This window comes from Brevibacillus sp. NRS-1366 (genome assembly GCF_050467985.1).
This window is the reverse complement of record NZ_JBITPN010000068.1, coordinates 1-13,675: the sequence shown is the minus strand read 5'-3', so window position 1 is coordinate 13,675 and position 13,675 is coordinate 1. Positions and strand designations below refer to the sequence as shown.

Below are 13,675 nucleotides of genomic sequence, written 5' to 3'. Positions count from 1 at the left end.
GTGCTATTGACAGTACAACTGTTGAAGTGAAGTTCAACAATGCTGTTTCTGAAGTGTTGCCATCCAACTTTACTGTAACGCAAAAAGATAATGGCAGTCGCGTTTATGTAAAAGCAGCGCAGTTGTCAGAAGATAAGAAATCCGCAACTGTTACTCTTTTTGATGCTTTGACTGAAGGTAAAGCATACACAGTTGATACAGCAGAGATTAAAGATGCAAACGGAACTACTATGGCTCCTGATAAGGACGAGTTTACTTATACTTTAGTAGCTCCAGCTAGCATTGAATTCTCCGTATCAAAATTGCCAGCTAAAGCTGATGTAGATCTAGACAATTACATTACAGTTAAAGATGCAAAAGGTAATGTATTGAAATCTGGTTTTGTTGCCAAGTTTGCTTCTAACCTTCCAATTGCTGACGGTAACATTGTAAATCTCCAAGATAAAACATCTATTACTTTAAATGCCACAATTGAAGGTACTGAACTGACTACAGGTAATAAAGTACTTGCTACTGAAGCTCCTGCAGCAGCTACTGTAGATACTTTCAAACTAGTTGATGGTGCTTCTACACCTGTTGAGGTTAAGACGTTGTTCTTGGGTACAGGTGGAAACGAAACTGGATTGGATGCTGATGGCAAACCTTCTAGTGGTCCTTCTTTCACACTTGCTGCTACGTTCAAAGACCAGTTCGGCGATGAGTTTGCTGATGCAAATACTACTTACGAATCTCTCACACCAACTGTTTTGGCCGTAACTGCTTCTACTGGCGACATTCGTCCAATTGCTGTTGGTACTGCATATGTTCGCGCAACTAACGGTAAAGCAACTAAAACAATCCAACTCGATGTTAAAGCCAATCCAATTGCTACAGCTCTAGAAGCAGCTGACACTCTTGCAGTTGTAGGTTCTTCCAGTTCACCAGCTGGAAAATTGGCGTTGACGATTAAAGACCAGTACGGAAACAAAGTCCTCACCCCTTCCACAGTAACTGTAACTTCTGCTGATGAAACTATTGCAAAACCAGTTTCTTCTTCACATACAGTAATTGCCGGTGAAGCTAATATTGAAGTTCAAGGGCTCAAAGCTGGTTCCACCAAGCTGACCTTAACCCTTGGTACTCTTAAGAAAGAAGTAACTGTTAATGCCACTACTGCTGGCACAGTGAACAACTATTTGATCGAAGCTACCGACGATCATATTGACCTTAACCCTGATGCAGAAGATGCAGATGCTACAATTAAGGTATACGAAGTAGATGGAAATGGTAATAAAGTAAAAGATCTTACTACTTCTGGTAGTATTGATACTAGCCTGAAATTTGAATTGCCAACGGATGCCCTTATCAAGGCTGGTGGAGCTTCTAACGTATTTGAAAAAGCTGATACCGCTGATAAAGCTGGAACCACTGTAGTAACAGTTAAAGCTGGTACTTTGACAATTGGTACTGCTACAATCAAAGTTTTGGATACTACTGATGTAGTTGCAAGTCGCAAATTGGTGAATCCATTGGTGAAACTAAACACTAAAGACCTTGTAACAGGCTATGACTTGAGCGAACTAGCTAAAAACATCAAGGTAACTACTCAATCTGGTAAAGAGGTAGCTGATGTTGATTCTCTTATCGAGGAAGTAGTAACTAGCGATGCAAGTGTAATCGCTGTAGATTCTAAAACTACAGTTACAGCTGCAGATGACGTTAATGGTGCTAAAAAATCTGCTACTTTGACAGTAATTTTCAATAAAGAAGAACTGGCTCCAGTGTCCTTCACAGTTGAAGTATATGATGTTACAGCTCCTGATGCTCCAGAAGTGACTGGTGATATTACAACTGATTCTACAACAGTAACTGGTACTGCTGAAGCTGGTTCCACTGTAACAGTAAAAGCTGGCGACACTGTGCTTGGTACAGCTGTTGCTGCCGCGGATGGTAGCTACATCGTAACTATCGCCAAACAAGTTGTAGATACTGAAGTTACAGTAACAGCAACAGATGCTAACAAAAATGTATCTGATGCTACTACAGTGACAGTAATTGCTGCCTCTTAATAAAATCACGAAACGTTACTTCATAAACTCATCTGAGTGAAAGAAGTAGAAAAAACCTCTTAGACTAAGCAGCAGTGCTAAATCTAAGAGGTTTCTCTCTAACTACCTTGTTCAAAAGATTGGTGAAATTCCAATCCATGAGAACAGCCTAAACACTCATGTGTCTAATCCTCCTGCACAGAAAGCAGTCCTATACCAACTGCTTCTGTGAAGTCAGGTGAAGTCGTACTTGCGAAAGGCAAGGCGGGGCTCCTTAAAAGCTGGCTATGGTCAGGCGACGAATCCATGTGGACCCAATACGAGATAGCTGGTGCCAGGTAAATAAGCGCTAGGGGTTTGGCAACAGTCGATGTACGTGAGATCGTACAGACGAAGCAGGAACAATTCAGGCTGTTAAACCTGTTTTTCTCGGATTGTATAGTGGGGACCTACGGTCAGCAAAACAAGGGATAGACAAGGTGGAACGTTTGAAGTCTTATCAGAAGAGGTGGGTTAGCACCAGTGAGGCTGATAAGATGGCGGCGGGTTCGTAGTAGTGTGGATGGCTTGCCGTTTGGACCCGTAGTGGTAACACAGGCGGGGAGGGGAAAACTGGCCGGAGCGAAGGAACCCAGTCAGCGGATAAGAAGGATACGAGAACTTACAATGGGCGTTGTGGTTTCTCAAATCAACAAGTGAATTCAACCAAGTAGGACTGCAGAAAGATGATTTCTGCAGTCCTTTTTGATTTTTCCCTCAAGGGATTTTTCTTGTTCACGGTGAATACAACTAACTTTAGATAGGTGTCATGTGGATCATTTGTCTGTATAATATTTTCACCCATTGTAATTCTTTCTGATCAATTTATTATCCGTTGATGGCACGCCGTGTGCGATGAAAGTCGCCTGCACGGTGTAGGCTCGACTCGAAAACCATAAAAGTGGTATAAGGTGAGAATAGCGTAAATTACAAAGAGTTTAATGGCAATAACTCCATAAGCATCCCTGATAGCTTTGAGCTAAGTCCCACTTCGTTAACGATCGAAGCCTGGGTCAAGCCGAGAAGTTTTGGAAGTCTTGCCGGAATAGTCTCAAAGTATCAGGAGAATTCTACTCCATCCTATGCATTACGTTTAGGAACATCGGGAGACGGACGTATTAATTTTACAGTCAATGATGGAAATGATAATGAGATAACCTCGAATGGCAGTTTGAGTGCCGATACATGGTACCATGTGGCCGTGGTATATGATCCGGACAGTAACGGGGAATTGAGACTGTATATTAACGGAGATTTGGATATTTCAAAGCAAGGGGCTAGTCTGGCATTGAATCACACAGATTTGCATATAGGATTAGATTTCAGACCGAGCTTTTGATGGATGGATTCGGGAAGTAAGTATTTGGGGAGTGGCTCGATCCCAAAGTGAAATTAGCTATGATATGGATCATGCATTACAGGGGAATGAAGTTGATTTAAATGGATATTGGAAATTGGATGATAACGGGAATCGTATTAAAGATTCTTCACAGTATGGTAATGATGGGATCTATAACTAAGGCTTTATTGCTGTGATCGTTGTAAGACGCCATGTGAAAAGGGTAAAAATGCTTATCACATTCAATGTGGCAGGCAGGTGGAACGTTTGAAGTTTTGCTGGAAGAGGTGGGATAGCACCCTAAGTGGTCGCTAAGATGGCGGCGTGTACGTAGTAGTGAGGACGGCTTGCCGTTTGAACCCGTAGTTCTATTTGGTGTTTTTGAGAAGCGTTTTTTTACTCCCAGATCAACACCATGAACTTTAGTTAGGTGTCAAGCTAGACAATAATCGATTAAAATGAAAATGCCCATTGTACTTCTATAATACTTATTATCCGTTGATGGAACGCCGTGTGCGATGAAAGTCGCCCGCACGGTGTAGGCTCGAACGAAACCTATTAAAGGATAAGTCGAGAATAGCGTAGATCCAGACATTGATACCAATCTTGTATTACATCTTGGATTTGATGGAGATGTAGATGATCGTTCCGGTAATCATAATGTTGGTGAAATTGAATATGAAGATCGAACTGATTATGTTGATGGCGTCAGTGGTGATGCTATTCAATTTAAAGGTGTTAATAATCCCACCCGAGTGGTCGTAACAAATGATGATTCTCTCCAGTTCACCGATCAAATGACTGTGTCCTATTGGGTCAGAATCGATAACACGGTAGGGAAAGATGGCGATGGATATATAGTACCAAAGGGAATACACAGTGTATTTGTTAAGGACAATGAAGACAGTATTTACAGCTATGTGTTTACCCAGGATAATACAGTAGGTTTTTATAATGATAAATGGAAGAAACAAACGATTACCAATCTTACTCCCTCTCAGTGGCAGCATGTTGCTTTTGTTGTTTCGGGAAACAAAGAGCATATGTTAATGGGGTGAACGAGAATGAAAAAACATTCGCTACTCCAATTGATTTTAGTAAGGCAAATACGAAAGACCTGTACATCGGCGGAGTAGATAATAATTGGTACGCACTGTGGGGTTCTTTAGATGAATTCCGAATGTACAATCGAGCATTAACGGATGAGGAGATTCAAGAAATATTCAAGGTAGAGCGCTAGGTAGTGGTTGTTACTAGCACTTGAACAACAGGTCTATCGCGGAAATGCGGTAGGCCCTTTTCTGTTCGTGAAAACTGACTGTAAAATCCTCCCTAAGCTCACTGTATTCCTTTTTTGTTTCCATACCCATTAGTCAGGTTCTATCTCTCGCAAGAAATCGTTCCCATGTTTCCTTGCTACAAACTATAAAGAATGCAGTCAGTACCTCTTTTCGTCCTCTCCGTACCCCTTCCCCTTTCAAACGAAACAGAACGTATGTTTCTGCCAAGATTTGAATCCTATATTATTAATAGGAATATGTCTGAAAGGAGGCTTTGGCTGGAGTGTCTGAAAAGCGTTCCGGTGGTATAATGGAAGTATAGACAATGAACGGGAAAGGGAGGGTGATGACGTGACCAAGCGGATTAATCCCATCGTCGATTTCGTCGAAGGAGTGCAACAGGAAACAAGTGATCTGTTGGTCAAATGGCTGCTGTTTCTGAAGGCTGAGAGCAAAACGAAACTGGAGGAATTGGCGATGAGCGAACCGACGATTCGTAAGGCGGTTGACGTGCTTGAATTTCTGAACCAAGACAAGGAAGCCCGTAGACTGTACGAGTTGCGGGAAAAGGCGTTAAAGGATGAGCTCAACATGATTGAGGGAGCTAAGGCGGAAGGACGAACGGAAGGCGAGCGACAAAAAGCAATGGAAATTGCCAAAAACCTGCTAGCGATGGACATGACTGTTGAAATGGTTGCAAAAGCAACGGGTTTGCCAACAGAAGAAATCGAAAAACTAAAAGAGCAGCTTCACTAATTGTAAGCTCATCAGCATCACAGGCCGCCGTGTATCCATTCAATGGATGCAGGGCATTTTTGTTTTTCAGGAGGGAAAGAATGAACCCGATCGAGGAGTTTGAGCAGTACCTACTACTAGAAAATGGGATCGCGCCAAAAAAGATTGAATCCTCCTTATAATACTGGAAGTGGTTGGACTCCAATCGGTACACAAAATCAGCCGTTTACGGGAACATTCGACGGTAACGGGAATACCATCGAGGGACTGTATATAAACGGATGTGGAAACATCGGTTTCTTCGGGAGTATTGACGATAATGCAAAAATTAGTGATTAGTTCCGGCTCGGGAAATCTGACAAACAAAGCTTATTATACTGGCGGACATGTTGGGAGAATGGATACAGGTACAAAATTGATCGGTTCATTCGCGGAAACGACGATAACTGGCAGTAAATATAGCGAGGGACTAGTGGGGGCTAACGATGTCGGAGGCCTTGTCGGAACTAACGAAAACGCGAGTACAATCGAAGAATGATTTTCCAAAGGTATGATCTTCTCTGAAGCTAGGATGATCAGAGATTTGGTAGGGGATAATGTCGGCCATCTTAGATTCTTACTCAATCACTAAAATAAAGGGTGGAGAGTATAATCTTGAAGCTCACATCGATGGTCTGGTAGGATTCAATCGCAATACGATTACAAAAACCTATGCTGCTGGAACGCTTGAGACTAATACAAACGTAGTTGGCGGTTTGATCGGTAAGAATATCAGTATTAATTCCGTAAACAATTCCTACTACGATCAAAGATACGACTGGTCAGAGTGACACTGGTAAGGGTATTCCACTTACTTCCCTACAAATGAGTGACCTACAATTATTTGAGGACTGGGATTTTTCAGATGTATGGGAGATGGGCGAGTATCCATATTTACAATGGGAGTAAGCATGTGAACCGTCTTTCAAATCAATGTCAAAGCCCTTTCATTCATTGATGATAGGGGTTTTTTGCTTTCTTCTCTGCACGTTTTTAAAAAAGTACATATGTAACAAAGCGTTCCTCCTCACTCTTCAATTACCTCAACTTTTTCATCGCCATCTTACTAGCAGCTTCTATAGTCCAAGTAACGTTTCAATCTGAACTTTAAATCCATATACTGTTAGAATCTAATCAAAGCCACAGCGAAAATATCCCTATGATTGAAAACTTCCCTTTTTTTGTATTCAAGCATGAACTAATAAACCGTCTTGGTCAGACCCAAAGATTGGGTAACAAAAAATTACAGTGACCGTATAACGCGTTTACTAGGCCTCTCTCAGCGGCGGAACGATGTAACTAATATAATCTGTCCCCGTAACGTTCTAGCAGCTCCAGAAGGGCCAGATTCGGTCCAAATATTCTTGGCTAGCTGCTGTGTATTGTTAGAGTAAAAAACGGCTCTAACCGTCGTTCTAGTAAATCAGCAAAGGTGACATTAAAGAACACAAAGAGGCGGATCAAACGGTTAATAATTGCGGAAAAGCAGGAATAATAATTTTGAATTTTTTTAAAAGTAATTGTTTTAACTATGTCATTTAGACTGCACTACCACAGATAAATAGTACAACCTAACTATTTCAAAACTACCATTTTTTTCTACTGTAGGTTGATACCATATGATGAATGTGATTATAAGATCCGTACAGTCATTAAAACAAACTGGAACAGTTGGTATAAGCTTCTAACAAAGTAAATTACTCCAGAGAATACGCAAAAGTAAACATTTCTATATATCAAAAACGTGTATCGAATACAGTTTATTTTCAATGCAAATGAATTCGTGTATGGACAGTTTGGAGAATCTACAATCATATCCTGAACAAAGCAGTTCTGGATGCGATAATAGACTTCGCAGACTCAGTGACTTGATCAGGTATTACAAAAATAGGTAAAAAGTAACGGTGATTTTATATGTTCTATTTTACATAATCAACTTGGGTAATACAGTATCAGAATACGTATCAGGAAATAATATTGAAAGAAAAAAATTCTCAAATACTTAACGTTTCTTCCTTGGTGAGTATTTAGTCCTACTTCACCTGTAAGTTGTTTCATATGAGTATAGTATGCTTTCAGAGGCGCTAGACCGTTCTACATAATTTTGTTATAAAATATAAGCAATTGGTTATGATACATATAAATTCCTGATCAAACAATAACCATACAAAATAAAAAAAGTCTCCAACTGAGAAGGTGGCAAAATGTAATGCTATTAAAAACGGTCATTAAAAATTTCCTTCAATACTTGTCATCTGTTGATCGGAGCAGCGCTACTATTTCTGGTTACCAAAAGGATCTAACTGCCTTTCAACGTTTTTTGGAAAACCAGTTTAACTGCGAAGTATTTGTTGATGAAATTGTATCCGATGATATTGACAAGTTTCTCTACTACCTCAAAGAAACTCGTGGGCAAGCACCAGCAAGTAGAGCACGTAATCTCCATACTCTCCGTTCTTTTTTTAATTACGCCTATAAAAAAGAGTACGTAGTACGTAATATTGCACTCTCAGTGGAAACAATCAGTGTCCAACAGAAGGAACGCAATGCACTTTCAGATGAAGAGGTCGAGGAATTAGTCAATGCCATTGAGCACGAAACCATCAAGGTAGTGGTGAGGGTGCTTTATCTAACAGGAATGCGTATTTCCGAGTGTCTGAACGTAACATTGAATGATGTAGACATGAACAAACAAGTGATTCATGTTATCGCAGGTAAAGGGAATAAAGACAGATCTATCCCTATATCGAATAGGCTTTTACCCATTTTGCAACAATATATGCAAACGCAAAGACCGTCTACTCATTCAAACCTGCTCTTTTGTACCAAAAAAACAGGTTCGTTTTCCGCCGTATATGTAAACAAAGGGATATCTGATGCAGTTAAAAAATTAAATTGGAAAAAGAAAGTAACTGCCCATATTCTACGCCATAGCTTTGCTAGTCAATTAGTAAAGAAAGACGTGAATCTGGTTCAAATCCAAAAGCTCTTGGGTCACTCTTCACTGAAGGTAACCAGTATTTATACGCATACGGACTTAAAGCAACTAAGTGAAGCAGTAAATACCTTATAATCGGTTTCATTGAGGGAGCTAAAAAGAAAAGGAAAATAGAGAGGGGTAATATTTACTGTGGAGTTAGGTGAACCCATTTATGACGAGCGTGTCATAGAAATACAGCGAGAACTGGCTGAAGGAAAAACAAGAGATCAGCTGGCACAAGAACTTGGCTATAAAAATTATAAAACGCTGGACATTTACATGCGAAGAAAAAATTTTAGCTGGGATCGCAATAAGCAAACCTATGTACCGATGTATGCCAAAGCTAAGAGTGAAAAATATGATTGGGAGAGCAGTGTATCATCCAAAGCGTTAACCATCATCTCATTGTTTAATAAAAAAGAAGAAAACGCCAAATCCATTGCCAAAAAGCTTGGATTTTCCGATCATCGGGAACTGGCTAACTATATGAGAGCAAAGGGTTATCAATGGTCATCCGAGTTAGAGAACTATCAAAAAATTCACGGGAAACTTGCTGATGTCAGTGATGAATTCCATCAGGTAAATGTTGAAATTACTGATGAAACAAACTTACATAATAATGAATCGTCTCCCTACAAAAGAAGTCGTGAAGAGATGGCTTTCGTAGAACCATTCCTTCCTTTGTTGGAGATGTTAGAACGTAATAAAGAGAGATTGATTGATTTATTTGTTCCAGATGGAGGAAATGGAAAAGTTCCTAGGTATATTGTTCCAGGTATTTTTATAACTAAATCGGTGCACATGACTAATACGCTTGATCAAATGGTACGTGAATACAGCAAAGAAAAAAATATAAGCCAACGTGATATCTTTACAGTTGCTTTAATTGAATTCTTTCAACGTTATGGGTATGAATCCCAAGTGAACAGTTTATTAGGAAACTCAAGGCGTAGCCTTTCATAAAGTAACTTAACATTTTTTCGGATTTAAAAGCAAAGGTGACCCACAGTAGATTATCTACTGTGGGCCAGCTTTTTTGACTTAAATGAACGAAACAATCAACTTTGCCCATTGTTTGTTTTCATTCCTTCTTATCCGCTGACTGGGTTCCTTCGCTCCGGCCAGTTTTCTCCTCCCCGCCTGTGTTGCCACTACGGGTACAAACGGCAAGCCATCTACACTACTACGAACCCGCTGCCATCTTATCAGCCTCACTGGTGCTATCCCACCTCTTCTGATAAGACTTCAAACGTTCCACCTTGTCTATCCCTATTTTTGCTGACCGTAGGTCCCCACTATACAATCCGAGAAAAACAGGTTTAACAGCCTGAATTGTTCCTGCTTCGTCTGTACGATCTCGCGCACATCGACTGTTGCCAAACCCCTAGCGCTTATTACCTGACAACAGCTATCTCGTATTGGGTCACCATGGATTCGTCTCCTGACCATAGCCAGCTTTTAAAGAGCCCCGCCTTGCTTCTAACAAGTACGACTTCACCTGACTTCACGAGGAGCAGTTGTGATAGGACTACTTCGTGCAGGAGGATTAGGCACATGAGTTTATTAGGCTGTTCTCATGGATTGGAATTGCGCCAATCTATTCGACAGGGTAGTTAGAGAGAAACCTCTTAGATTTAACACTGCTGTCTAGTCTAAGAGGTTTTCTCCACTTCTTTCACTCAGATGAGTTTATGAAGTAACGTTTCGTGATTTTTTTAAGAGATTGTGATGTCGAAAGTTTCAGTGACAGTGCCACCGTTACCATCAATAGCAGTTACGGTGATTGTTGCAGTACCTGCAGCAACTGGAGTAACTTCGATGTCATTACCATTTACAGTTACTGTAGCGAACGCTGTATTGCTGGATGTTGCGGAAAGAGTCAGTGTATCGCCATCTGCATCTGTAAAGGTGTTAGATGCGTCAACTGTTACAACCGCACCACCTGCAGTACCAGTTGTGTCTGCAATTGCATTTGCTACTGTTGGTGCATTGTTAGCAGGAGTTGGCGTGCCAGTTGCTGCATTACCTGCTAAGTCAACTACAGTATTCAGCAGTTTTGCAGTGTCCTTTTTCGCATCTGTCGCATTCAGTTCGTTGGTAAGAGTTACTACCAAGGAAGAAACTTTACCTTTGTTTGTCGCTACACTTGCGATTGGACCATTTGTAGTTCCGCCTGTACCCTCAACATATTCAAAGTCGTCTTTAGTCAATTTTCCATCGCCAGTTGTCGACTTAATTACTTCAGAGAACGTAAGAGTTACGTTTTTGCTTCCAGCAGCGCCTTTCAGAGCTGTTACGACTGGTGCTGCTTCATCAACGACAAGGCCATCATTAATGATAATGCCACCGTTGTATGCTGTAACTTGAAGGCTAGTTGTGCTAGTACCTGATACTTCATTGGAATCACTGATAGCAGTGAACTTGACCAATGTAGTGCCAGTACCAGAAGCGTACTTGAATGTTTTACCATTCACTTTCACTTCGTCAGTTCCAGCAAAATCTACAGCTTTGTCAAGTTTCAGTTCAACTGCATCAATCTTACCATCAGCATCTTCATCGAATGCAGTTGCACCCAATACTGCTGCATCATTCAAAGCAGCGGATGCATCTTTATTGTAGTAAACTGCTTCGAATACCATATCATTGTCAGCGAAATTACTATCACTATTAGTATCTTCCAGCTGTACCTCATATGGTCCAGAGAGGACTTCACCATCAGCCGCTTTGAAGTTGTTCGCAACGTTCAATACGGAGCGGAAGTCAACTTTATCACGGTTCGCACCGTCGAATCCACCTTTAGGCATTTCGATGGTCACGCCGTCCCAATCGTTAGTAACATCTTTAATACCACGAACAACTTGAGAACCGTCTGGCAATGCTACAGCGTTGAAGATGTAGTTCGTTGTACGAGATACACCAGCTGCTCCGGAAGCGTCCATTTCTTTTGTAAACTTGATGTAGAGATAGTCTTTTGTTCCATCGTTGTCGAATGCAGCCCATGCCACTTTGGTATCTGTAATAGTAGCAGTAGCTTCTACAGTTACTTGGGTATTTACAGTAGCAGAGGTATTTCCTACATCGTCAGAAATCGAACGGATGTACAGCGTCCAAGTTCCAGCTTCAAGTGTAGTTTGTGGAACAACGACGAAGTCTTTATCATCTTCCCATACAGTGCCATCTTTAACTGTACCAGGGATTACTTTATCGCCCTTAACAAACTCAAATGTAGGCTGTGGAATTCCAGTACCATTGGTTTGCTCTTGACTTGCAGTCAATGGGAGCGTGTTTCCATTTCCAGTGATTTGTACTGGTTCACTCATTTTTACAAATACCGCTTGACCGTTGTCAGTTACTACATGACCGTTAGCGGTTTTGTTTTCCAATTTGCCTACGTCAACAGCGCTAGCAATCGTAGGAGATACTCCATCCAAATTCAGCGTAACGCTCAAAGGAGTCTCGTTCATTTGGTTGTAGAGACCGTTACGCAGGTTGTTAACTACTACCTTATAAGGGTTCTTAGTTGAGGTGAAGTAGTTATCTTTTGTAGCAGCTGTATCATAGTAAACAGTCCAGTCTTTTTTGAACTCAACCAGATATTTATCTGCGTATGGAACAGCTTCACCAGCTTGAAGAGTAGCGACGATTGCCTTGCCTTCTTCATCCACTGGAGTGATGACGTAATCTTCACCGTAAACCAATGGAGTTGTAAGTTCATCCGCTTTATAGAGCTTAAATGCATCCTCAACAACCTTTTCGTCAATAGACTGAACTGGCGTGTTGAAGGAAATCAACCATTGCTCTGGAGATTGAACTTGAATGCTTGGAACTGGCTTGCCATCATTGACATGAACAGTAAAGTCAAATGTTTGCGTAGTTACCAAGTTGTTAGAGTCAACGAGCGCAGCCCAGTCACCAACATTCGCGATCTGGATTTGGTGAGTACCTGCACCAAGCTTAAAGTCAGGATGCAATTTGAAGTTCACGTAATTGCGAGTGTCTTGACCAGTAAGTGCGTTATAGAATCCAACTTCCAATTTAGTAACAATAACTTCATTCTTCGCCTTTGCATCAGCTACTTGTTGAGCATTAGCGGCGCCTTCGTGCAAACGAACTTTCTTACCGTCGAGCAAGAATTTATCGTTGACTTGCCCATCTACGCCTTCCGCCAAGTCTTCAGCCATGGATTCAGAGAATTTCACTTTGAATTCAAGTTGATCTTGTGATTCTACCCCATAGATAAATGGACGCTTAGCGTCAGTTACGATGAACTGGATACCTGTGTTAGCGAGAACGAGTTCACCTACATTTGCAGGGAAAGTCAGGATATGTGTTTCGTTATCTTGCAGATAGTTTGGAGCTGTTAAATCACCTGTGATTGCACGGCTAATCTTATTAGATGCAGGTTTCGCAGATCCTGGTTTGTCGGTGTCAAGGATGAACTCAAGAACTTTATCCGACTTTTGAATTACATCTTTCACTGCTACCTGATGACCGTCAACGTTAATGCCAAACTTCTTACCATTATACTTAGGATCGGTCACAACTTTTTTGTAATCAACAGCACTAATCTTGTCAGAGAAGGTTACGAAGAAACGGTCTGCTTGGTTGGATTCAGCTTTAACAGCAGTTACGAATTTCAACGGATTCTCAGAACCAGGATCTGGAGAGAAGGTTACTTGGAATTGTCCAGTGAGACCCTCATATTCCTTAGCTGCCGGAGCATCAACAACGATTACGGTGATGAAAGATACAATGCTTGTATCAGATGCAGCAGATGTCAATTGAACAGATGCTTTACCGTTTTCAAGGGTAACTTCGCTTTGAGCAATACCGCCCTTTGTAGCAGAGAACTTGACAACACCATCTACATCAGCTACATTTCCAGTTTTCTTTTCCTTAAGAGTGGCAGTCAACATTGTTTTGGTCGCGCCATCAGCAAGGATTACATTGTCCGCATCATCAGAGTTGATTGACAGTTCATAGATCTCGTTGATCAATGGAACTTTGATTGTCTCTGATTTTTCAGGAACTACTTTGTCACCAGCTTTAACTCCAGCTACTTTTACAGTAACGCTCTCACCATAGTTCAAGCCCTGAACGCCAACGGTTGCAGTTTTCTTGTCATCGGAAAGTTTAACCGTGTCAATTGTACCTTTGGAAAGCGTGAAGTTAGATACTTCGACAGCATCAACAGCTGCTGTAAATTTCACTTCAATCGTAGTCTTATTAATAGCAC

At 41.1% G+C, this 13,675-nt stretch carries 8 protein-coding genes and 2 pseudogenes; 7 read left to right on the top strand and 3 right to left on the bottom strand.

Going from position 1 to position 13,675, the window contains the following annotated elements:
* Both ACIFQN_RS35275 and ACIFQN_RS35270 read left to right on the top strand, forming a co-directional pair.
* Nucleotides 1–2,048, top strand: a 2,048-nt coding sequence (locus ACIFQN_RS35275; protein ID WP_429837712.1) for an Ig-like domain-containing protein, incomplete at its 5' end; no start/stop codon positions are given.
* A 970-nt stretch (nucleotides 2,049–3,018) separates the two neighbouring features.
* Nucleotides 3,019–3,405, top strand: a pseudogene (locus ACIFQN_RS35270) (LamG domain-containing protein); the annotation flags it as partial.
* Nucleotides 3,406–4,016: 611 nt separating this feature from the next.
* Here the strand turns inward: ACIFQN_RS35270 and ACIFQN_RS35265 are convergent.
* Entirely contained in the window at nucleotides 4,017–4,202 is a 186-nt protein-coding gene (locus ACIFQN_RS35265; protein WP_429837711.1) for a hypothetical protein, read from the bottom strand.
* On the opposite strand from ACIFQN_RS35265, the pseudogene ACIFQN_RS35260 reads away from it, so the two are divergent.
* The 5 genes and pseudogenes from ACIFQN_RS35260 to ACIFQN_RS35240 all read left to right on the top strand — a co-directional run bounded on the left by ACIFQN_RS35260 (nucleotide 4,203) and on the right by ACIFQN_RS35240 (nucleotide 9,402).
* A pseudogene (locus tag ACIFQN_RS35260) lies at nucleotides 4,203–4,645 on the top strand (LamG domain-containing protein).
* Between the two features lie 358 nt (nucleotides 4,646–5,003).
* On the top strand, nucleotides 5,004–5,441 hold the full coding sequence (locus tag ACIFQN_RS35255; protein WP_429837713.1) for an Rpn family recombination-promoting nuclease/putative transposase: 438 nt from the start codon (nucleotides 5,004–5,006) through the stop codon (nucleotides 5,439–5,441).
* 298 nt (nucleotides 5,442–5,739) lie between these two features.
* Nucleotides 5,740–5,958 carry a hypothetical protein gene (locus tag ACIFQN_RS35250; protein WP_429837710.1) on the top strand — a complete coding sequence of 73 codons (219 nt, stop codon included), beginning with the start codon at nucleotides 5,740–5,742 and terminating at the stop codon, nucleotides 5,956–5,958.
* A 1,710-nt stretch (nucleotides 5,959–7,668) separates the two neighbouring features.
* A complete protein-coding gene (locus ACIFQN_RS35245; RefSeq protein WP_429837709.1) occupies nucleotides 7,669–8,532 on the top strand; it encodes a tyrosine-type recombinase/integrase in 864 nt (287 codons plus the stop codon).
* A gap of 57 nt (nucleotides 8,533–8,589) precedes the next feature.
* Nucleotides 8,590–9,402: a hypothetical protein gene (locus tag ACIFQN_RS35240; protein WP_429837708.1), complete on the top strand. Its 813-nt coding sequence runs from the start codon at nucleotides 8,590–8,592 to the stop codon at nucleotides 9,400–9,402.
* 78 nt (nucleotides 9,403–9,480) lie between these two features.
* Here ACIFQN_RS35240 and ACIFQN_RS35235 read toward each other — a convergent pair whose 3' ends face one another.
* Both ACIFQN_RS35235 and ACIFQN_RS35230 read right to left on the bottom strand, forming a co-directional pair.
* On the bottom strand, nucleotides 9,481–9,654 hold the full coding sequence (locus tag ACIFQN_RS35235) for a hypothetical protein (protein ID WP_429837707.1): 174 nt from the start codon (nucleotides 9,652–9,654) through the stop codon (nucleotides 9,481–9,483).
* A gap of 500 nt (nucleotides 9,655–10,154) precedes the next feature.
* Nucleotides 10,155–13,649 (bottom strand): Ig-like domain-containing protein, encoded by a 3,495-nt coding sequence (locus ACIFQN_RS35230; RefSeq protein ID WP_429837706.1) that lies wholly within the window; start codon nucleotides 13,647–13,649, stop codon nucleotides 10,155–10,157.
* Nucleotides 13,650–13,675 lie beyond the last annotated feature (26 nt).